This window comes from Acinetobacter sp. V91_7, assembly GCF_031799075.1.
In the GTDB taxonomy this organism is placed as follows: domain Bacteria; phylum Pseudomonadota; class Gammaproteobacteria; order Pseudomonadales; family Moraxellaceae; genus Acinetobacter; species Acinetobacter calcoaceticus.
Genome location: NZ_JAVQNT010000031.1, coordinates 1 through 22,072 on the forward strand (window position 1 = coordinate 1; position 22,072 = coordinate 22,072).

The following is a 22,072-nucleotide window of genomic DNA, read 5'->3' on the forward strand; positions in this document are numbered from 1 at the left end:
CACGGTTGCGGCCTCGACCTCGACCACTTGAACGGCCGCGATCATCGTCATCGTCGTCATCATCACGGCTGCGGCCACGTCCTCGACCACCTGAACGGCCACGATCGTCATCATCGTCATCACGGCTACGACCCCGACCACCATTTTTATGACTTAAAGCACCAGCTTCACGAGCCTCTTCAGAGGTAAATTCGTGAGCATTTCCACTTGCATGTGCTGCTCGGCCAGCTTCACGAGCTTCTTCAGAGGTAAATTCATGCGCATTACCGCTTGCATGCGCAGCTCGTCCACCTTTACTGGCTATTTCTCTAACTCTTTCAGGATCCATACTTGCAAATCCACGATTTGAAGTACCTGTGCTGTTATTATCTTGATCTTCATACCTTATATTAGCCATAGTTACATCTTCCTATATTTAGTTATAGTCACTACCGCTTTTATTTAACGGACTAAATAAAGATAAAAGATCTATAATATTTTCCTATCTATGCTATGTATCAATCTTTTTAAATGTATATAAAATAAAAGAGTTAAAAACCTTATAAATTTATTACTTACACAAAAATTTAAAGATTTTAATTTTTATTATTTTTACTTTTTAAATACTCAGCATACTTATTATTACTCAAACAAACACTACAATATATTTTTACAAATATATGTTATATATCCCTCTAGATAACAAAAACTTTCAATATAAACAAAATCGTAAAAAACCAAAACAATGGGTTAATTAAAAAAACAGTTGCAAAACATTTAATTTTAATAAAAAACAATAACATATATTATTACATTTCAAAAAAATATTTACTTGTACAATAAACTTTCATGTTTAAAAATTAATTTAAGATATTTGATGATGAGAAGAAATCATGCCATTCAAAAATCAAAAGCCAACTCCCCAATACATTCATATTTCAATTCCTGAAATTCTACTAGGCCATATTAATATTGATAACACATGGCAGAGCTTTGATCAGGAATGGAGTTATAGAATAGAGCCGCCTTACGCAAGCCATCCCTTTCAAAGAGATGTATATGTAATTAAATCAAAAAAGATTAAAGAAGAAGAAAAATTAATGAGAGACAATTACTTAACTAAAGAAAATAAAAATTTAGAAGCGATAGAATCAGCAAAAGTAATTATAAAGAAAATATTAGATTTATCTAAAAATTTACCTATAGAGAACTGGTTAAATGATACAGGTCATAGATCTATTATTGAAAGTATGATTGATAAAAACAAAGTTAAAATATTAGAAATTACCTAATATTTAGATAATAAATATTTTTTTACATCTCTATATATAAAATAACAAAGGCAACCTTTTAAAAAAGACAACTTACTCATATTCACGTGGGAATTAAGCATTATAGGAATAGTAAAACTAGATTTTAAACAGAGGTATTTGAAACATGGAAAATTCAACAAATCAGTATCCAACCTCCGCCCCTGCACAAGTCCAATCTCATCAACCTGGTGATCAGGAAAAAATGCATCCAGAACCAGAAGTCATAAAAGCATCGCATAAAGGTAGCGATAAGTTACAAGGTAAAGTTGCCGTAATCAGCGGTGGTGATAGCGGTATTGGTCGGTCCGTGGCTGTATTATTTGCTCGAGAAGGTGCGGATATTGCCATACTTTATCTTGAAGAAGAACAAGATGCCCAAATCACTAAAGAACTTATTGAAAAAGAAGGCCAACGTTGTCTTTTACTGAAAGGCGATATTTCAGACCCAGACATTGCAAAACAAGAAATTGATGAAGTGTTAAAGCATTTTGGCAAGATTAATATTTTGGTCAATAATGCAGGTGTTCAATATCAACAAAAAGATATTGTAGACATTAGCAATGAACAATTAGAAAAAACATTTAAAACCAATATTTTTGCAATGTTTTACTTAACAAAAGAAGCTATTCCTTATATGCAAGAGGGAGATAGCATTATTAATACAACCAGTATTACTAGCTATCAAGGGCATGATGAACTCATTGATTATGCAAGTACTAAAGGCGCGATTACTTCTTTTACACGTAGCTTATCAAACAATTTAATGAAACAGAAAAAAGGTATTCGCGTAAATGGGGTTGCACCGGGTCCAATCTGGACACCTTTAATTCCAAGTAGTTTTGATGCTGAAACTGTCGAGAAGTTTGGTAAAGACACACCGATGGGAAGAATGGGTCAACCAAGTGAAGTCGCCCCTGCCTATCTTTTCCTTGCTTCAGATGATGCAAGCTACATTACAGGTCAGGTTATTCATGTAAATGGCGGTCAAATTGTAAATGGTTAAAAGATAGAAAATATTTGCATAAAAAAGCCCTGAAAGTTAACAACCTTCAGGGCTTTTACTTTAAGCCGGAACGTGCTGAGCTATTTTCTCTCGCGACCAAACGCGATGAGCTTTAAGCAAGTTTTTAAGTTTCTCTGAAATATGCTTAAATTCACCTTCTATTAGTGTTCCTTCATCTGCAACCAAATTAAGTGGCTCAAGTAGGTCAGATTTATTACCTAAAAAGACGACTGGTTTTAAATGTTTATAGGCTTCTAATATGTAATGACGAGTTACACCATCTTGTATCACTGCATTTAAATTATCGCCATCGGGAATGATCACCGCATCATAAGCAATTGATGGTTCTGCCATTTGCATACCATCAGCTGCAATAATTTTGTCTTGATGATCTTTAACTGGTGCTAAACTCGGTGCTAATAAATGAACAACAGCCCCTTCCTTAATTGCCCAGTTTTTAATGGTTTCTAATGCATCAGACTTCACCAGATTATGGATGAGTACGGCTATTTTTCGGCCTTGAATATCGGCTGGCGGGAAAGCGAGCATGGATAACTTAGCCGATTTTTCAACAGGTTGAGGTTTAAAATCGAGGCTAAGATCAGGTACTTCTATACCTAGATTTGCTCCCACTTGACGTGCTAAATCGAGGTCGATATTCGCCAAAATTTGTTGAACCTGACGTTCCCGAATATGTTTTCTTTTTACCTTACTGAGCTCAAAGGTATACGCATCGACCACATGTTTTTGCTCATGAGGTGCAAGGCTCTTATAGTAAAGACGAGGCTGAGAAAAATGATCTGAAAAAGATTCACTTCTTTCACGAATCTTTTGACCACTCACTCTCTCATAGTAACTTTCAAATCCACCATTTTCTGCCGCTGGAGGTGTCTCAACCGGCCAGTTCCCATCAATTGAATTTGGTTGATAAGAAGCTTGCCCTTTATGAATGGTATGCTGATGAATACCATCGCGTTGATTGTTATGGAATGGGCATACAGGTTTATTAATTGGTATTTGATGGAAATTCGGTCCGCCTAAACGACTTAACTGTGTATCCGTATATGAAAATAGTCGTGCCTGTAATAATGGATCATTCGTAAAATCAATACCTGGTACAATATGCCCTGGACAGAAAGCAACCTGCTCTGTTTCAGCAAAGAAATTATCAACATTTCGATTTAAAACAAAACGGCCAATAGGTGTGACAGGAACTAATTCTTCAGGAATAATTTTTGTTGGGTCAAGTAAGTCGAAATCGAACTTCATTTCATCTTCTTCTGCGACAATTTGCACCCCTAATTCCCATTCGGGATATACGCCTTTCTCAATGGCTTCGTAAAGATCTCGACGATGGAAATCAGGATCTTTACCTGCAAGTTTTTGTGCCTCATCCCAAACCAGAGCACTTAAGCCTTGTTTAGGGGTCCAGTGAAACTTAACAAAATGAGCTTTACCTTCAGCATTAATTAAACGGAAGGTATGCACACCAAATCCTTGAATTGAACGTAAATTACGAGGAATAGCCCGATCGGACATCGCCCAAATCACGGCATGCGCGGACTCTGGTACTAAAGACACAAAGTCCCAAAATGTATCATGCGCACTCGCTCCAGTAGGCATTTCAGTATCTGGTTCAGGTTTTACCGCATGTACAAAATCAGGGAACTTAATACCATCTTGCACAAAGAAAACTGGAGCATTATTGCCGACCAAATCGAAGTTGCCTTCTTGCGTATAAAATTTAATAGCAAATCCACGAATATCACGAACAGTATCAGCTGAACCACGTGGCCCTTGTACAGTCGAAAAACGTACAAAAATTGGAGTTTGAATAGATGGATCTGTCAAAAAACCTGCTTTCGTTAGACGCTCATTGCCTTCATAAGCCTGAAAATAACCGTGAGCTCCTACGCCACGAGCATGCACAATACGCTCTGGAATTCGTTCATGGTCAAAATGGGTAATCTTTTCTCGTAAGATAAAATCTTCTAATAACGTTGATCCGCGCGTTCCTGCTTTTAGACTATTTTGGTTATCAGCAATTTTAACCCCCTGATTTGTGGTTAAAGCCTGATTTGTAGCATCATCTCTTACCGTATCTAACTGTTCAGTTTTTTGAGTGGTATTGGCTTTGTTTGCCTCATCAGCACCAGCCATTTCACTTGTTTTATTTGTTAATTTAACGTTATCAGTCATGTTTATTACCTATGTTTTAAAGTTAAACCTTGGGTGAAGTAGAAAAATTAAAGAACTAGTTTTTGTTAAAAGAATTTAAATATGGGAAAAGGAGTTCAACATATTTACGTGTGCTCCAAAGCCCAATACTTTTATGATGTGAATCTGGCCCCAGAAACGGAGTCAGCTTGCATATTTTTATGGCAAGATCATGTGATTTCTGCACACGCTCTTGTAATGCATCAAGCTCGCCATCAGAGATATAGCTAAATAAATAATCTTGAATACGCTGGCTAGTATTTAATGCTCTGCTATATGCCAAGAAATTAGAAGAATGATCATTGCCCGCAATCCAGTCATGAATGATCTGACGCTCTACAGGGTTAAATACCCCATACATTTTTCCATTCTCATCATTAATTAATCTCCAGAAAGCACTCTGTTCAGGGTCAGCATTAAATTTAATCCACTTATTTTCAATTAAATGAGATACCAGCCCCTCAACATCGTCTGGGTTAGATAACCATTGATTAATCGTTTTGCACCCGAAATCTCTAGTTTCGTTATGAATTAACTGCCCAACCAATGCCTTTCTCTTTAAAATTTTAAGAACAAAATCTTCAAGATTTAAATTTTTTATAATGCTAGAAGAGCCTACGCCATGATTGTTTAGCGCAAAACCACGTTTTAATTTACTTAGAAAAAGTTCTTTATCTCTATATTTATCATAAATATTTTCTATAACTTTAATCGCTTTATTTGCATGTCCATTATCAATGTTATCAATGGTAATGTGCAGATTGAAGTACTTAGAATCGATGCCAAGCTCTGCAAGCTCATAATTGCTAATAAGTAGATGAAGTGGCAGTTGCTCATAGCCTAAATTAAAGCCCACAATCTCTGGAATAAACTCAGGTGGAGCATAACCAAGCGCCAACTGAATCACAGCATTATGGTAATATTCATCTGCTAAAAGCAGCTCAAAGCTATCGAGTCCCAAACTACGTAGCAAGTCATCATAAATACATACATGATTTGCCTTAGGCTCACCTAACCCAAGCTCTTCCAAATAGGTAATAATAAGATCATGGAAAACTGGGTCATTCCAATAGTGAACACAACTATATAGCCATGCACCATCTACTTTTTTGGTTGGAGAAACTTTAATTAAAAATTCAAACGCCTGACCGACATTATTAAAGTACTCTCTCTCACCTCCGCTTTGTCTGCGGTTTAAATAAGACTGAAATACCTCACAATTTTCTTTATTATTATTCTCACACCATGCTTTAACCATATTTATATGTGAAGGGAAATCAATTTCATTTTGATCTATTTTATCTATTTCTTTAGTTAGAAAATCTCTTGCTTTCTTTTCTTTTTCAAAACTAGAAATATCAGGATCAAGGAAAAAAACAAATAATTCGTAATAGTTCTGTTGATTATCTTGCAATAGGTCTAATAATCTTTCTTTCACTACAACAGGCATTTCCATTCTCCTTTTGTGAGATATAAACTACCATACTTTAATCAAATTATAATCCCAGTATCGCTTTGTTATATTGCGTTATTAAAAATAATTGTTTTTCTATAAACCTTTAAAATTCAAAAACATAACTTCTCACACAAAATTACATTCTCATCTTTAGAATAATTTAACTCCCTGTTTCTATAAAAAATATATAAATTTTAAATTTTTATTACATTAAGTTACCTTTAAAATTATAAAGATTAAAAAATTAACATAAAGTAATTAAAAATAATTTTATAACTAATTTAAAAACAATTGAAAGGAGAAAAAATGTTTAATTCATGCTGTAAATTATTAGCACAAGAAAAAGTTAAAATTGCATTTTTTGAGAGTGCTTCTGCGGGCTATTTAGCTTATCGCTTTTCTTTAAGCCCCTATTCCGGCGACATACTTATTGGAAGCTTAGTCAGCTATGACTTACGGGTTAAAGAAAATACCCTTCATATTTCTTCGGAACTTATTGAAAAATATACACCTGAATCCATGCAAGTCACCGTAGAGATGATCAAAAAAGGTAAAGACCTTATAAAGGCAGATCTTTATGTTGCTTGCACGGGATTATTAAAAAAAGGTGGATCAGAAACAAAAGATAAACCGGTAGGTACCTTCTTTTATTCTATTTATTATAAAAATAATTTTTATAATTTCCGCCGTATATTTAAAGGCCTCCCCTACATTAAGCTAAGACAACTTGTTTATTACATTACTCAAGATATAGAATTCATAATATTAGATAATAAAAAAGATAATCTCACTAATAAAAAATAACAAATACATATTTAGAAATGATCATAGTGTTTCTTTAACACCAATGTACTTAAATGTAATTTTATCCATCTTCATATTAATTATGTTTATCGATAAAATCTTCATTATATAAAAATCAAGGTTTTAATTAATTTCTAAAGTTACAGTTAAATATAGGGTAACACCCTTAGACTTCACATTTAAAATTTTCGTGTTTAAATAACCCTATCTGAAGCTCTCAGATAAAACACACATCATAAATGATATGAGGTAATTAAAGATGAGCACTACTAATAATCAAAGCAATCAACCTAATAATCAGCAGCAACAACAGCAGCAAAATGACAACCGTAATAACCAGCAACAGCCAAATGGCAACCAACAGCAAAAAGATCAACAGCAACAAAACAATCAGCAACAACAGCAAAATGACAACCGCCGCCAACAACAAGGCTCTAATCAAAAAGATCCTAGTCAACAAAACTCAAATAACAATAATCAGCAACGTTAATTCATTGCCGATTTAATTGTCATTTGATGCGGTCTTCATTTTATTTAGGAAGGTGCCTTCACCTTCCTAAATTCAACATAAGCATAAAATTTAATAATAGATGAGGAAAAACTGATGACAGATCAAAATAGCGATCACGCACGACTGCCAGCTGGCGACCATAACTATTCTGATACTTATTGGCGCGAAAGTTACGTTACTCGTCCTTATTATCAAGAAGCTCAGCTTACTACTCCAGATCTAGATTATGATCGAGATTTCTCGACAGCCTATGAATTAGGTCATCGTGCCCGTACCGAATCTGAAGAAGGTGCTCAATTTGAAGATGTTGAAGGTAGCCTTCAACAAAAATGGGAAGAGCTGAAAGCTGAATCCCGCTTAAAATGGGAACATGCTAAACAGGCAATTAAAGATGCATGGAACGATAGATAGTATTTGTATGTAATATCTTCTATTTATTAATTTAAAAAATATGAGCTTATTTCCTATTGGCCCTCGGAAATAAGCTCTTTTTATACGCCCCTATTTAACTTTCATTTTTCTTAAAATATTCAATAATTTCTTCTCCGTTATTCACAGGAGTTGCTGAAGAAGGCAAGGTTTCATCGTAAGCATAGGTAGGTAAAGCAACCTTAGCTCGGATTGGTGGTAATTTTTCTTGTCCACCCGTGGTAATTCGCTCAATAAAACCTGCAAGCCACAATACAAATTCTTGAGTATTTTTACTTTTAGGAATAATACTTAAATCCAATTTAATTTTAGATTCCTGCAAAGGTTTAATCAGTAATTCAGCAAAATCAATATAATTGTATAAAAGCTTCAGATTTGTCCCCTTGATTTCATGTCTGAGTTCAATCATCAAATTATTAAGATCTTCCATAGGCTCATCTGTAAAGCCTTTTTTTTCTTTAACATTTTGATATATTTTCTCAGCTATTCTTAAATACTGGGGCATATCCTTACCTTTATAAAATTGTCATCGCTACAATGAATTTTGGATGAATATAAGTAATTTATTGTGTGTATTTTATTAATTTTTTGAAACTATAACTCACCCTAGAAACAATTCAGTAACAACAAATTTATATAAAGACAATAACCTACTAATTTACTGATTAATTTTATATTTTCATATAATTATCTTTTTTATTATGTTACATATTTTATAGAAAATAACGATAAGAAAACTCACCTAAAAGTGAGCTTTCTTAGAAAAAATACTTATGAATTTTTATCAATTTGGTGAGGAGTAGTTGGATCATTAGCACCATGAGTTCCATCATCTCTTGAATCTCGATCTTGGCAAGCGCTCATACCTATTGCGATTGTAACAACCATGCTAACTGCACAAAAAATTCTTAACATTGAGGTCACCCTTATAAATTTTAAGACGTAGGCTTATGAATAACATTATCTTATGTTGGCCTACCGCTGTGGTTCTCTTAACTTTTGTAGGTTATGCAAGCTTTTGTAAAATCAAAATTAAACAAATGATTAAAAAATACCATTCTTGCAATTGATATTTTAATTAAATTTTGGCATAAGCTAATTATTTAAGATTGCCATATTCATAAAACTAAAATTGCTCATCCTTTATGAGTTTGTGTCTTATTAAGCCAATGATTGCAAACAATATATAAATAAACAATTAATAAATCTCTGATATATAAACATTAAAACTCAATTATAGAAATTAGTTTTAATAATTATTCAATTGTTTAAATTCTAAATAACTTATTATTTTATTAATGAAAATTTAAAAATATTAATATTTGTTTATATAAACCAATCTTTTATTTTTGCAATTGACCCGCTTTAAGGCTCAGCTTATGATGCTCCGGCTGACCTATTTTGTCAGTCGGTTTTAGCAGATCGTCTACCTAAGTGCACTAAAAACAAGTTTTTTGGTGTGGAGCCCCTCGTGCCTTTGACGGAGGAACGGGAGTGGGACACCTTCGGGTGTGCTGGTTTCTTAGGTATCAGTCTGCTAACCCTCTTTCGTTTCACCACCATAATTAATAGCAGTGATTGGGCACAACTTCTTTTATCAAGGAGTCTCTAATGACTATTATTTTATATCATTTTATTTTTATTACTCTTCATTATCTTATTGTTCAGCTTAAAACACGTTTAAAGAATTCTTCCCATCTTTTTACCTATCCCTACTTTTATCTTTTTAGGGAAAAGATCTCAACATTTAACGCCAGTTAAAGATGAGCGCATCTATAAGCATAACTTAACGATAACAACAACCAACGAAGAGCAATAATGATGTTTTTTTCATCTCGTATTGTTTTAGTGTGCACTCTATTAATAATTTCTATAAGTTTATTAGGGTGCAGACCTATCAGTAAAAACGAATTCAATACACATTGTGTGTGGTCAGGCCATGCGCTCTCACAATGCAATTGTATTTATAACGCTTTAGAAGAACATTATTCGCCACAATTTGTAGAAGATCTAGAAAAAATAAGCTTACAAAATATTGATGCGAACATGAACTTTGTGGAAACAATGAATGAAACAATTCACCAATGTCAGTTAAGTGCAAGAAAAGACCCAATTAACTGATATTTGCATGTTCCACTAAGAAATCTAGAAAGACCCTTACACGTTTAGGAACGTATTTATCATGCCCGATCCAGACAGCATGAAATTCTTCAGAAGCATTAATATTCCAGTCTTCAAGAATTTTAGTTAATTGCTTTTGTTCTAGCGCTTTTCGAACTTGAAATTCATTGAGTTGTGCAATGCCTGCATCGGCAAGTGCTAACTGCAAAATCGCTTCCCCATGATTTACTCTTAAAACCTGAGTAGGTACAAGCGTGATTTCTTGATTCTCTTTTTTAAACAGCCATGTCTTATTCTGGCGCTGATAGCTGACGTCTAAAAGCTGATGTTCAGATAGTTCATCTGGATGCTGTGGACAACCACACTGTGTAATATATCTAGGTGAACATACATAATGTTTATGAGTATTCCCCAATGAGCGAGCCACCAAATTTGAGCTTTTTAATGGACCTGTCCGAATCGCGACATCAATTCTTTGCTCAACTAAATTAATGACTTCATCACTTAAATGAGCCTCTAATTCAATTTGTGGATAGCGCTGATTAAATAAAGAAATACACGGCAACAAAAAATGGGTCCAATATGAAAGACTGGTATGTATTCTGATTCGGCCTTTAGGTGTGTGATTTGCAGTAACAGATTGTTCCAGTTCATCTAGCTCACTGAGTATTTGAAGACCTTGCTCATAGAACTGACAGCCTTCACTTGTGAGCTGAAACTGGCGTGTTGAACGATTTAGTAACCGGACTCCTAGTCGTTTTTCGAGCCGAGCAATTAATTTACTGACAGCAGACGGCGTCATGTCGCATGCTCTCGCTACTGCTGAAAAACTTCCTAATTCGACCACCCGAATAAAAATTGCCAACTCGCCAGATCGATTAATATCAAAATATGACATAACGAAATCTATTTATGAATCTAATTCACAAATCTTATTCCGCTTAGACCGCTATAACAAGCCACTAATTTGTTTCAAGATAACTCTAATTCGTTTTAAGGATTCATGAGATGAAACTTTATAAATCTACCCTTTTCTCTTTAGTTTTATTGTCTACCGTAACGCAAGCAGAAGTACAAAAAAGCCAATGGATTACCAGTTGGTCTGCCAGCCCACAAAAGGTTTGGAATAAGGATTTTGTTTTCCCAACCCATATTCCCGAGCAAATATCCAATCAAACGATCAGACAAGTTAGTCAAATTAGTTTGGGTGGTGAAGCAGTTAGACTCGTTTTCACCAATCAATATGGCGAACAGCCGCTTTATATCGATAAAACCACCGTAGGCTTAGTTAATTCAAAAAGTCTAAAATCTAAGAGTGCTTATCCAGTTTACTTCTCGGGTAAGCTCAAAGCACAAATTTTACCGGGTAAACAATTGATTAGTGACCCAATTCATCTCTCTGTTCCTGATCATGCACAGTTAATGGTAAATAGTTTTATTCAAAAACCAACGACATTTAAAACTTTTCATTGGGATGCTAAACAAACCAGTTGGCTGATTACGGGTAACCAGACCGCAAATTTAAATGCTCCTAGCGATGCAAAAACAACCACTGCAAGATTATTACTCTCTGCGATAGAGGTAAAACCAAAGCATAAAGCCCATGTTGTTGCGGTTATTGGAGACTCAATTACCGATGGAGCAACTGCAACTCTAGATGCAAACACGAGATGGACCGACTTTTTAGCTAAGCGTTTATCGCCACATCAAGTAGCGGTGATTAATAGCGGAATCTCAGGAAATCGACTACTTACAGACGGTATGGGCGACAGTGCTTTAGAGCGCTTAAAAAAAGAAGTGTTTCAATATTCTGGGGTGAAAACGTTAATTGTTCTGGTGGGCATTAATGATATTTCATGGCCGGGTACTGCTTTTGCTCCTAAACAAGAAATACCGTCTTTTGAAGCCTTAACTCAAGGTTATAAACGTGTCGTAGATGAAGCACATAAACAAGGCATTCAAGTGATTGGGGCAACCTTACCTCCATTTTCGGGTGCTTTACCCAATACCCCTTTAGATAACTACTACCAACCGAACAAAGATCAATTACGTAAAAAAATTAATGATTGGATAAGAACAAGTCAAACATTTGATGGAGTTCTTGATCTTGATCAAGGTTTAAAAGATTCAAAACACCCCGATCGATTAAACCCGATTTATGACTCAGGTGATCATTTACATCCTAATGATCGCGGTAATCAGCAAATGGCAAATCTAGTTCATTTAAACCAGTTACTCAAAAAATAAAATGTAGATACAGGTAGGAATTTTTCTCCTACCTGTATCAATATCGATTAGTTACCTTCTAATTCAGCGGTAAGTTTCGGTGCAATCGGCTGTTTTTCAACTGCAGGTCGTCGAAGCATCATGACTGCTAAAAAAGCAAGAATTGCAGGAATTGCGATCATCACAAAATTCATTTTATGTGGTAACTGTAGGCCTAATAACATGCCGGTTAAAATTGGCCCAACAATTGCTCCAATTCGACCAACACCAGAAGCACAGCCAATTCCTGTAGAACGCACACTTAATGGATAATATTGAGCAACGTAGCTATAAAGGAGAATTGAGGTACCAATGGTTGCGGCTCCTGCAACAGTCACCAAACCATATAAAACATAGGCTGGTGAGTTAAAACCTAAACCGACTAATGCCATAACACCCGCCAGCAGCATTGCCATAATTACAGGTTTTAAATGGAATTTATCAGAAAGAATGCCGCCACCGATTGAACCAATCATTGCGCCGACATTTAAGGCAAACAAGAATAAAATACTCTTTCCGAGTGAATACCCTGCTGCCAGCATGAGTTTTGGTAACCAGCTGCTTAAGGCATAAACCATGAGTAAGCACATAAAGAACACTAACCAGAACATGAGTGTATTGAAAGCACGGCCTTGTTGAAATAATCCCTTTACAGAGCTGCCTGTTGGAACATTATCGTCATTAAGCACTAACTGCGTATCGATACTCATAGATTGTTCAGGTGAAATTTTTTGAATAATGCGCTGTGCTTGTTCAGTTTTACCAGTTTTAACCAAAAAGGTTAAAGACTCAGGTAAAAACCTCCATATAACAGGCAACAAAAATAAAGGAATGCCTGCAATCAGGAACATAATTTGCCACCCCTGACTTTCAACCAAATAACTGCCAATTAATGCTGAAAGAATCCCCCCAATCGCATATCCACTAAACATGGTACCCACTAAGGTGCTGCGTATACGTTTAGGTGCATATTCTGATGTGAGTGCAACTAAATTTGGCATTACCCCACCAATACCTAATCCCGCTAAGAATCGAAGCACCCCAAACTCAAGTGGACTTGATGCAAAAGCACCTAAAAAAGTAAAACCACTAAAAAGAGCGACACAAATTAAAATCACATTTTTACGGCCTATTTTGTCTGCCAAAGTTCCAAAGAACATTGCCCCAAACATCATTCCGCATAATGCTGTACTTGCTAACATTCCCGCCTGTACAGCCGTCAACGACCACTCTTGCATCAGCAAAGGTAACACTACACCATAAATAACCAGATCATACCCATCAAAGATAATAATTAATAAACACCAAAGTAAAATACTCCAGTGATAAGGTCTAAATTTGGCCTGATCAATAATTTCATTTACATTTAATTTAGATGTTGTCATTTACCCACCTCCTCTGTGAGATAAATTCATATTCAATTTTTTAAAACGACATATTGCACCCTAAAGAAAAAACAGATTATTCAAGGTCTTATTGAATTAATTAAAAATCGTAACTCGCCATCATGTTGAAGCGGTTATCAGTCCCGTTACGCCCATCAAAAGTTTCTCGTTCGCCATAAACATATTCGACGCCCAAAGTAATTGGTTTATAAGGGTTATAAAGTGCATTTACCCAGCCCTGCCAAAGTTCTTTGTTTTGGGTTGTGCTATTACGTTGTAATTCGGCAAAACGGTTATCATCTTTGGCTTTCATATAGCCATAACCCAAGGTTGAACGAATTTGTGGCGTAAACTGATGGGTTATACCTAATGAAACTGTGTCAAATTCATTGCTATGCATATTGTTTTGATCATCTATTGCATAGCCGCTGTTACTCCATAGTAGGAAACGTCCATCTCCCTTGACATGGTAATAATCAGCTTTGAGTAATGTATCTGGCGTAATCTGATATTTCCCCCCTAGGCCTACACCCCAAGCCACTTCTTCATCATTATTGGTTCTCTTTTCAGCCACAAAACTACGACCTGATAGCATCGAGCCATTGGCGAATTTATGATTTAAGCGCCCTACCAAAGCTGGTAAACGCATTTTATTGTCAGGATCAGTTGTCGCTGTATATTTCGGGTCTTCAACCGATATTGCAAAGCTTGTATTTGCACTTAAGTTGTCGCTATAGCGAACCAGCGGTGATCTTAATAATGCCCCACCTACAAATGTGCCTGCATCAATTGTTTCTGGGTAATATTCTGGCGCAATAAATGTCGACCACGTTTGTCCAATGAGCCATTTATCAAAAGTTAAATAAGCATGGCGTATACGGAACTGATCACGAGTGGCTGCGCCAAAGAAGTCCATTTCCAGTTTCCCACCCACATCACCCATGGCTGTTGGGGTTTTAAAATTCAACCCAAACCGTGTCACATTGACGGTACTGTGCAACTGGTCTTTTTGAGCAGATTCTTCAGGAGTATTTTCGAGTGGAACCCCACTAATGTTGTTATACATGGTAGATGCGCCTTTCATTTGATAAGAAGCATCTGCCCGTATATAACCGTATAAGTTAAATTCTGCGCCAGACTTAGTTAACCCTTGCTGTATTGGCTGCACAGCTTGGGGCGTTGCAGAAGTTGCTAGTTCAACTCGTCCTTGCGATAAAGATTTTTGAGCTTGTATATTTGCTTGTAGCATAGCTCGTAGTTCTTTCACTTCTTGTCGAAGTTGTTCTATTTCAGGATCTGTTTTTCCTGCAAAAGCAGAAGACACAAACAGGGTCACAGAAACCGCCAATAGGCTTTTTTGAACCGTTGTATTTAAAGCATTTATCATAAAACTTTCCTTTTTTGATCTTTAAATAGACTTAAAGATCTCGACATCCTTTTTGTTATGCACCTATTTAGATAGGTCCTTGAAAATTTGACTTTCTTTCTCAAGAAAGACCTTCCGTCATATTTTTTAGACAAAACCTCCCTAAAGCGGCATTAGGGCCACTTTTTAATTTGTTTTAAGTAAAGCTAAATCTTTTAATTTTTTTCAGTTTTCATATTCTCTTCCTCATTGAGAATATTTAGGTGTTAAGACAACATTCCTATGTCTCTACTGGCATTATTTTTTTGCAATAAAACCCTGATAAATCAGAACCTGTGCATAAGACTGTACGCTTTCAAAGCCAGTCTTTTGCAAAAGTTTTATATAACCTTCTGTGGTTAGGCTAAAAAAGTCTTGAGCCATACGCTCTAACATTTTCTGGCATTGCTCCTCAGTTAAGCCTTGTGCCAAACATAAATAACGTAAAGCTTGAAGCTGCTGAGGGTTTATACACGTCATTAAATCGTAGGTGAGCAAGACAGCATTTTCATTTAAGCGATCATAAATATCTTTAAAGAACGCAGGTTTTATATCATCAGCAATAAAATGCGCCACAAGAATAGACAGCGCAGCATCAAAGCAATTTTCAAGAGGCAAAGCTGAAGTTTCCCCATGTATAAAAGTTACTTGTGAAGATTTACCTAAAAGTTCAACCTGTTCTTGGGCTTTTTGAAGCATCGTTAAAGATGGATCAACGGCTGTAAATTTCCAGTTCGGATGTCTTTTAAGTAAATATTCGAGTTCATAACCCGTGCCACATCCCACAATTAATATGTGAGAGTTCGGTTTCAACACTGATTGCAAAATGGCATCCACCTGTTGATGGATCACTTCATAACCCGGAATTAATTTACGGATATGTTCATCATAACCATCGACTACTTTAGGGCTATTAAAGTCTTTTGCCATTTTGTTGTATCCTCTATTTGAACTGCCTTTCAATTTATAGTTTGCTGCACTTTGACTGGGCTTTTGGCTTCTTTAGTCAAAGACATTTCCTGTCAAATTAAGCTCAGCACGCATAATTTCTTGTAACTTAAACTTTTGGGCTTTGCCTGAAGCAGTCATTGGAAATTCATTAAAGAATCGAACATAGCGCGGCACTTTATTATGGGAAATATGCTCTTTACAGAATTGACGAATGCTATTTTCATCAATTTGATGATGTTCATGCAAAATAATACAAGCACAGAGTTCCTCACCATATCTCGCATCTGGCAGGCCTATCACCTGTACATCGCTCACATCGGGATGGGTATATAAAAAGTCTTCAATTTCTTTAGGAAAGAGATTTTCCCCACCACGAATCACGACATCTTTAATACGGCCTTTAATTTTAATAAAACCGTCTTGATCCATTTCTGCAATATCACCCGTATGCATCCAGCCAGCCGCATCAATCACTTCACGGGTCTTTTCTTCTTCGCCCCAATAACCAGCCATGACTGAATAACCACGAACACATAGCTCGCCTAAAGTCCCTTGCGGAACAATCTGACCTTCTAAATCGACAATTTTAATTTCAACATGAGGATGAACATGCCCAACTGTACTTACTCGTTTATCAATTGAATCGTTTACCGAGCTTTGTACACTGACTGGCGAGGTTTCAGTCATGCCATAACAAATCGTGATTTCAGACATATGCATTCGGTCTATGACCCGCTGCATAATTTCACGTGGACAAGGACTACCCGCCATGATGCCCGTTCTTAAACTCGACAGATCAAACTCATTAAACTGTTCATGTTCTAGAGTTGCAATAAACATGGTTGGCACGCCATAAGCTGCCGTACAGCGTTCTTGATGAATGGCTTTTAACGTTTCTAAAGGATTAAATACCGCCGATGGATAGACCATCGTTGCCCCATGCGTAACACATGCTAAATTCCCCATCACCATGCCAAAACAATGAAATAACGGCACGGAAATACACACTTTATCTTGAGGGGTTAAACGTATCCCTTCACCCACAAAATAACCGTTATTTAAAATATTATGGTGGGTCAACATGGTCCCTTTAGGGTTACCCGTTGTACCTGAGGTAAATTGGATATTAATGGTTTCATCAAACTGATGTTGCTTCGTTAACTGTTTTAATTGTTCAAGCTGCTCGGAGTTTGGTGTTGTAACTAAATCACTAAAACGGTGAATGCCGGTGTGTTGCTGGTCATCGATTTTAATGACAAATTTTAAATGTGGCAGTCGTTCTGAACTGAGCACGTTATCAGGACTGTTGGTTAACTCAGGGGCAATTTTTGTGAGTAATTCTTGGTAATCGGTGGTTTTGAATTGAGAAGCAATAATCAATCCTTTGCATGAGACTTTATTCAATACATATTCAAGTTCATGGCTTTTATAAGCTGTATTTAGATTGACTAAAATAATCCCTGCTTTAAAGGCTGCGAACTGGGTAACCGTCCATTCCACACAGTTTGGTGACCAAATCGCTAACCGGTCGCCTTTTTTTAATCCCAATTTCAACAAACTACAAGCAAAAGCATTTACTTCATCCTGTAAAGCTTTATAGGTTAATCGTCTGTTTTGATGAAAACTGACGATTGCTTCCTTTTCTGCATATTGCCGACAGGCCTGATCAAATTGTTCACCAATGGTCATACCCAGTAAGGGTTGCGTGCTTGGTCCCGAGGCGTAGCTTAACCGTTCTTGTTGCATTGAATCATTCTCCTTGATTCTTTGTAATTCTCTTCGTACCTGATCTAATTGTTGTTACTGCAACTACTTTTCCAAACCGCCTACTTTGTAATGTTTATCCTTTATATGCCCTATTTCTTCTGCACAGCATCTACACAAAAGTCAGCAATCTGTTTTGAAAAATAGTCTCTGTGTGCTTGATCAAACTTTGTATTTTGAGCTGGATCTAGGGGTTCAACGACCACATAGGTCATGGCACCAACAACACAGAGTGCTGCTGTATTTAAATCATCCAAGACAAACTCACCACTTGCATTTCCATCCGCAAGTATTTTTTTCATACTTTGTTTAATCAATTGCTTCACACGAAAACGCTCATGTTCAACCGTTGAATCGACGGGTTCAAACATGAGTGAATATGCAAGCTGAGGACTATTCAGTGCCCGTTTTACAAAGGTTGCCACAGCCTTATGTAATTTCTGCTTTGCCGATAAATCACTTTCGGTAATCGAATCGATCACCAACAGTTCTGTGTTAATGGCCTCAGACAAAACTTCAATGAGCACTTGGCTTTTATTATCGAAGTAGCGATAAACCAGACCACTTGATACACCCGCTTGCTCTGCAATTGTTTGTATTTGTGCGTCTTTAAACCCTCCCTCTGAAATTAACTTTCTGGCTGAACTCAAAATCGACTTACGATTTTGCTCCATCCGCTCTTGCATTAAAGATGATCGTTTATAGCTCATAATTTATTCTCTAACAAATAAAATGAATTGTAAATCATTTTATGAATCTGTATTCACTTTTTTAAAAAATCATTGTATGGTACATATCAAATACCCACAAAATATTTTATGGACAACAAATATAACCAATAGGATGAAAATATCATGAACCTCCGCAGCTTGAATTTCGGTCTAGATGAAACTTTAATTGCGCTTCAAGATTCAGTAGCCGCATTTTGTGCAAAGGAAATTGCACCAATTGCCCAACAAGTTGATCAAGACAACAAATTCCCTGCACATCTCTGGAAAAAATTCGGAGATATGGGCCTTTTAGGTATGACCGTCTCTGAAGAATATGGCGGTGCCAATATGGGTTATTTAGCTCATATTATTGCCATGCAAGAAATTTCTCGTGCTTCGGCAGCCATTGGCCTCTCTTACGGTGCTCATTCTAATTTATGTGTAAACCAAATTAACCGAAACGGTAACGAGCAGCAAAAGCAGAAATATTTACCCAAACTGATTTCTGGCGAATATGTAGGTGCCCTTGCGATGTCTGAACCAAATGCCGGTTCTGATGTGGTCAGCATGAAATTACGTGCCGAGCAAAAAGGCGATCATTTCGTTTTAAATGGTTCAAAAATGTGGATCACCAACGGCGGTGATGCAGATGTACTTGTGGTTTATGCAAAAACTGACCCTAAAGCTGGTGCGAAAGGCATGACTGCTTTTTTAGTTGAAAAAGGCATGAAAGGCTTTAGTCACGGCAACCATTTAGACAAACTCGGTATGCGTGGCTCTAACACTTACCCACTATTTTTTGACAATGTGGAAGTACCTGCTGAAAACGTACTGGGTGGTGTCGGTAACGGTACAAAAGTATTGATGAGCGGCCTAGACTATGAACGTGCAGTTTTAAGTGCCGGACCTTTAGGAATTATGGATGCTTGTTTAGATGTTGTGATTCCTTATTTGCATCAACGCGAACAGTTTGGTCAGGCTTTAGGTGAATTCCAGCTCATGCAAGGCAAACTTGCCGATATGTATTCAACTTGGTTGGCATGTAAAGCCCTCGTTTATGCTGTTGGTGCTGCTTGTGACAAAGCCGACCATGACCGCAGCCTACGTAAAGATGCTGCAAGTGCCATTTTATATTCTGCTGAAAAAGCCACATGGATGGCAGGCGAAGCAATCCAAACTCTGGGCGGTAATGGTTACATCAATGAATTCCCTGCTGGTCGTTTATGGCGCGATGCAAAACTTTATGAAATTGGTGCTGGAACTTCTGAAATTCGCCGCATGCTGATTGGCCGCGAACTCTTCAATGAAACCAAATAATAATTATAAATAAGGACGCATCTTATGAACCAATTACAAAGCAAGATTAATATTCGAAGTGAAGACTTCAAAACAAACCAGCAAGCCATGCAAACATTGGTCACAGATCTAAAACAAGTTGCCCAACGTATCGCTTTAGGTGGTGGTGAAAATGCCCGTCAAAAACATTTGGCTAGAGGGAAACTTTTACCTCGCGAACGTATTGATCAACTGATTGATGTCGGAACGGCATTTTTAGAAATTGGTCAATTGGCAGCGTACAACGTTTATGAAGATGATGTTCCAGCTGCGGGTGTAATTGCAGGTATTGGTCAGGTCAATGGTGTGACTTGCATGATCGTTGCCAACGATGCAACGGTTAAAGGTGGAACGTATTATCCCCTTACGGTTAAAAAGCATTTACGTGCACAAGAAATTGCCGAACAAAATCACTTGCCTTGTATTTATTTGGTGGACTCAGGCGGTGCCTATTTACCAATGCAAGATGAAGTTTTCCCAGACCGCGATCACTTTGGGCGTATTTTCTATAATCAAGCACGCATGTCGAGTCTGGGTATTGCCCAAATTGCTGTGGTGATGGGAAGCTGTACCGCAGGTGGTGCTTATGTACCAGCTATGTCTGATGAAACCATTATTGTCCGTAACCAAGGCACCATTTTCTTAGGCGGTCCTCCTCTTGTAAAAGCTGCAACTGGCGAAGTAGTGAGCAGTGAAGACTTAGGTGGTGGTGATGTGCACACACGTCTTTCTGGTGTGGCTGACCATTTAGCTGAAAATGATGAACATGCAATTGCGATTGCACGGAACATTGTTGCCAACTTAAATAAAAAGCCAAATGATTTAAATAAACAAGTTGATGAACCACTGTTTGATGCATCGGAACTCTATGGTGTGGTGCCAAGTGATGCACGTAAGCCTTTTGATATTCGTGAAGTGATTGCACGCATTGTAGATGGTTCTCGTTTTGATGAATTTAAAGCACGTTTTGGCTCAACCCTCATTACTGGTTTTGCTTCGTTGTATGGTATGCCAGTCGGAATTATTGCCAATAACGGGATTTTATTTTCAGAGTCTGCACAAAAAGGTGCACACTTTATTGAACTGTGTACTCAGCGCAATATTCCTTTGTTATTTTTGCAAAACATTACGGGCTTTATGGTCGGTCGCCAGTATGAGAACGAAGGGATTGCAAAAAATGGCGCTAAACTGGTCATGGCAGTTGCAACCGCAAATGTACCAAAACTCACCCTGATTATTGGTGGTTCGTTTGGTGCAGGTAACTACGGCATGTGCGGACGCGCTTATTCACCACGCTTTTTATGGACATGGCCGAACTCTCGTATTTCAGTGATGGGCGGCGAACAAGCAGCCAGCGTACTTTCAACCTTAAAACGCGATCAAATTGAGCAAAAAGGTGCCGAGTGGTCAGCTCAACAAGAAGATGAGTTTAAACAACCCATTCGTGAACAATACGAACGCCAAGGCCATCCATATTATGCTTCTGCCCGCCTTTGGGATGACGGTGTAATTGACCCAGCTCAAACCCGTCAAGTACTGGGTTTAAGCCTTGCTGCTGCAATGAATGCCCCTATCCAGCCAACCAAATTTGGCGTGTTCCGCATGTAAGAGGTGTATATGAGCTATCAATTTTTACAACTCGAACAACAAGGTCAAGTTGCCTATGTTTGGCTGAATCGCCCTGAACTACACAATGCCTTCAATACAACAGTGATTGAAGAATTGCATGCTTGCTTTAAGCAAATTAATACACGTGATGATATTCGTGTTGTGGTTTTAGCTGGTCGTGGCAAAAGCTTTTCGGCAGGCGCTGACCTGAATTGGATGAAACAGGCAGGTCAGGCATCTTCAGCAGAAAATGAAGCAGATGCTCTAAAACTCGCGCAAATGTTAGATGCACTTGCAACGCTGAGACAACCGACTATTGCCCGCGTTCATGGCATTGCCTTTGGTGGTGGTATGGGCTTGGCATCGGCTTGTGATATTTGTATTGCCAGTACTGACGCCAAGTTTGCAACCTCTGAAGTGCGTTTAGGTCTTGCGCCATCTACCATTAGTCCCTATGTGATTCGTGCGATTGGCGCCAGACAAGCCTCTCGTTACTTTTTAACTGCTGAGCGTATTTCGGCACGTGACGCCAAACAAATTGGCTTGGCACATGAAGTCGCAGATGCAGAAGACTTAGACAGAAAAGTTCAAGAAATTATTGATGCTCTATTACTTGGTGGCCCCCACGCTCAGGCTGCATCAAAACAACTCATTCAAATGGTGAGTAACCAGATCATGAGCAATGATTTGCTACAACAGACGGCGCATCATATTGCTCAAGTTCGTCAAGGTAGCGAGGCAAAAGAAGGTCTGAGTGCCTTTTTAAATAAACAACAGCCTGCTTGGGTTTCTAACTCGAATAACAACAATTAAGGA

The 22,072-nt window shown here is 37.5% G+C and carries 20 protein-coding genes; 10 read left to right on the forward strand and 10 right to left on the reverse strand.

Annotation, left to right across the window (positions count from 1 at the left end; genetic code table 11):
* A partial coding sequence (locus RMB03_RS06465; RefSeq protein WP_311074764.1) for a KGG domain-containing protein occupies positions 1 to 397 on the reverse strand: 397 nt, incomplete at its 3' end.
* 475 nt (positions 398 to 872) lie between these two features.
* On the opposite strand from RMB03_RS06465, the gene RMB03_RS06470 reads away from it, so the two are divergent.
* On the forward strand, positions 873 to 1,271 hold the full coding sequence (locus RMB03_RS06470; RefSeq protein WP_231761363.1) for a DUF6367 family protein: 399 nt from the start codon (positions 873 to 875) through the stop codon (positions 1,269 to 1,271).
* A gap of 145 nt (positions 1,272 to 1,416) precedes the next feature.
* A complete protein-coding gene (locus tag RMB03_RS06475) occupies positions 1,417 to 2,295 on the forward strand; it encodes an SDR family oxidoreductase (RefSeq protein ID WP_017389382.1) in 879 nt (292 codons plus the stop codon).
* A 60-nt stretch (positions 2,296 to 2,355) separates the two neighbouring features.
* On the opposite strand, the gene katE is transcribed toward RMB03_RS06475, so the two are convergent.
* Both katE and RMB03_RS06485 read right to left on the reverse strand, forming a co-directional pair.
* The gene (gene katE / locus RMB03_RS06480; RefSeq protein ID WP_311075395.1) at positions 2,356 to 4,500 is read right to left on the reverse strand and encodes a catalase HPII; all 2,145 of its coding nucleotides are present in this window, start codon (positions 4,498 to 4,500) and stop codon (positions 2,356 to 2,358) included.
* A 49-nt stretch (positions 4,501 to 4,549) separates the two neighbouring features.
* A complete protein-coding gene (locus RMB03_RS06485) occupies positions 4,550 to 5,962 on the reverse strand; it encodes an iron-containing redox enzyme family protein (RefSeq protein WP_311074769.1) in 1,413 nt (470 codons plus the stop codon).
* A gap of 312 nt (positions 5,963 to 6,274) precedes the next feature.
* Here RMB03_RS06485 and RMB03_RS06490 point away from each other — a divergent pair, with 312 nt between their 5' ends.
* From RMB03_RS06490 to RMB03_RS06500, 3 genes are all read left to right on the forward strand, one after another.
* Entirely contained in the window at positions 6,275 to 6,772 is a 498-nt protein-coding gene (locus tag RMB03_RS06490; RefSeq protein ID WP_311074771.1) for a CinA family protein, read from the forward strand.
* 259 nt (positions 6,773 to 7,031) lie between these two features.
* Positions 7,032 to 7,262: a hypothetical protein gene (locus tag RMB03_RS06495; protein WP_005047633.1), complete on the forward strand. Its 231-nt coding sequence runs from the start codon at positions 7,032 to 7,034 to the stop codon at positions 7,260 to 7,262.
* 114 nt (positions 7,263 to 7,376) lie between these two features.
* Positions 7,377 to 7,694, forward strand: a complete 318-nt coding sequence (locus RMB03_RS06500; RefSeq protein ID WP_005041460.1) for a hypothetical protein — start codon at positions 7,377 to 7,379, stop codon at positions 7,692 to 7,694.
* 94 nt (positions 7,695 to 7,788) lie between these two features.
* Here RMB03_RS06500 and RMB03_RS06505 read toward each other — a convergent pair whose 3' ends face one another.
* Positions 7,789 to 8,217 carry a hypothetical protein gene (locus RMB03_RS06505; protein ID WP_005041462.1) on the reverse strand — a complete coding sequence of 143 codons (429 nt, stop codon included), beginning with the start codon at positions 8,215 to 8,217 and terminating at the stop codon, positions 7,789 to 7,791.
* 1,313 nt (positions 8,218 to 9,530) lie between these two features.
* Here RMB03_RS06505 and RMB03_RS06510 point away from each other — a divergent pair.
* Positions 9,531 to 9,833, forward strand: a complete 303-nt coding sequence (locus RMB03_RS06510; RefSeq protein ID WP_311074775.1) for a hypothetical protein — start codon at positions 9,531 to 9,533, stop codon at positions 9,831 to 9,833.
* Here the strand turns inward: RMB03_RS06510 and RMB03_RS06515 are convergent.
* Positions 9,826 to 10,731 (reverse strand): LysR family transcriptional regulator, encoded by a 906-nt coding sequence (locus RMB03_RS06515; RefSeq protein WP_231761365.1) that lies wholly within the window; start codon positions 10,729 to 10,731, stop codon positions 9,826 to 9,828. The genes RMB03_RS06510 and RMB03_RS06515 overlap by 8 nt on opposite strands.
* 110 nt (positions 10,732 to 10,841) lie before the next feature.
* On the opposite strand from RMB03_RS06515, the gene RMB03_RS06520 reads away from it, so the two are divergent.
* Complete coding sequence (locus RMB03_RS06520) at positions 10,842 to 12,080, forward strand: SGNH/GDSL hydrolase family protein (protein WP_311074778.1); 1,239 nt, start codon at positions 10,842 to 10,844, stop codon at positions 12,078 to 12,080.
* 47 nt (positions 12,081 to 12,127) lie between these two features.
* On the opposite strand, the gene RMB03_RS06525 is transcribed toward RMB03_RS06520, so the two are convergent.
* The 5 genes from RMB03_RS06525 to RMB03_RS06545 form a co-directional block, all read right to left on the reverse strand.
* Positions 12,128 to 13,483, reverse strand: coding sequence for an MFS transporter (locus RMB03_RS06525; protein WP_311074780.1), 1,356 nt, complete (start codon positions 13,481 to 13,483; stop codon positions 12,128 to 12,130).
* Positions 13,484 to 13,583: 100 nt separating this feature from the next.
* Positions 13,584 to 14,867 (reverse strand): DcaP family trimeric outer membrane transporter, encoded by a 1,284-nt coding sequence (locus RMB03_RS06530; RefSeq protein WP_311075398.1) that lies wholly within the window; start codon positions 14,865 to 14,867, stop codon positions 13,584 to 13,586.
* A 279-nt stretch (positions 14,868 to 15,146) separates the two neighbouring features.
* Positions 15,147 to 15,818 (reverse strand): class I SAM-dependent methyltransferase, encoded by a 672-nt coding sequence (locus RMB03_RS06535; protein WP_311074782.1) that lies wholly within the window; start codon positions 15,816 to 15,818, stop codon positions 15,147 to 15,149.
* A gap of 72 nt (positions 15,819 to 15,890) precedes the next feature.
* Complete coding sequence (locus RMB03_RS06540; RefSeq protein ID WP_056479281.1) at positions 15,891 to 17,585, reverse strand: AMP-binding protein; 1,695 nt, start codon at positions 17,583 to 17,585, stop codon at positions 15,891 to 15,893.
* 110 nt (positions 17,586 to 17,695) lie between these two features.
* A complete protein-coding gene (locus RMB03_RS06545; RefSeq protein WP_003651165.1) occupies positions 17,696 to 18,313 on the reverse strand; it encodes a TetR/AcrR family transcriptional regulator in 618 nt (205 codons plus the stop codon).
* Between the two features lie 144 nt (positions 18,314 to 18,457).
* Between RMB03_RS06545 and RMB03_RS06550 the strand changes: the two genes are divergently transcribed.
* Genes RMB03_RS06550 through RMB03_RS06560 form a run of 3 tightly spaced genes read left to right on the forward strand, consistent with a single transcriptional unit; the run spans position 18,458 to position 22,069 of the window.
* Positions 18,458 to 19,630 carry an isovaleryl-CoA dehydrogenase gene (locus RMB03_RS06550; RefSeq protein WP_003651160.1) on the forward strand — a complete coding sequence of 391 codons (1,173 nt, stop codon included), beginning with the start codon at positions 18,458 to 18,460 and terminating at the stop codon, positions 19,628 to 19,630.
* Positions 19,631 to 19,654: 24 nt separating this feature from the next.
* A complete protein-coding gene (locus tag RMB03_RS06555) occupies positions 19,655 to 21,256 on the forward strand; it encodes a carboxyl transferase domain-containing protein (RefSeq protein ID WP_311074786.1) in 1,602 nt (533 codons plus the stop codon).
* A 9-nt stretch (positions 21,257 to 21,265) separates the two neighbouring features.
* Positions 21,266 to 22,069 carry an enoyl-CoA hydratase/isomerase family protein gene (locus tag RMB03_RS06560; RefSeq protein ID WP_056479275.1) on the forward strand — a complete coding sequence of 268 codons (804 nt, stop codon included), beginning with the start codon at positions 21,266 to 21,268 and terminating at the stop codon, positions 22,067 to 22,069.
* Positions 22,070 to 22,072 lie beyond the last annotated feature (3 nt).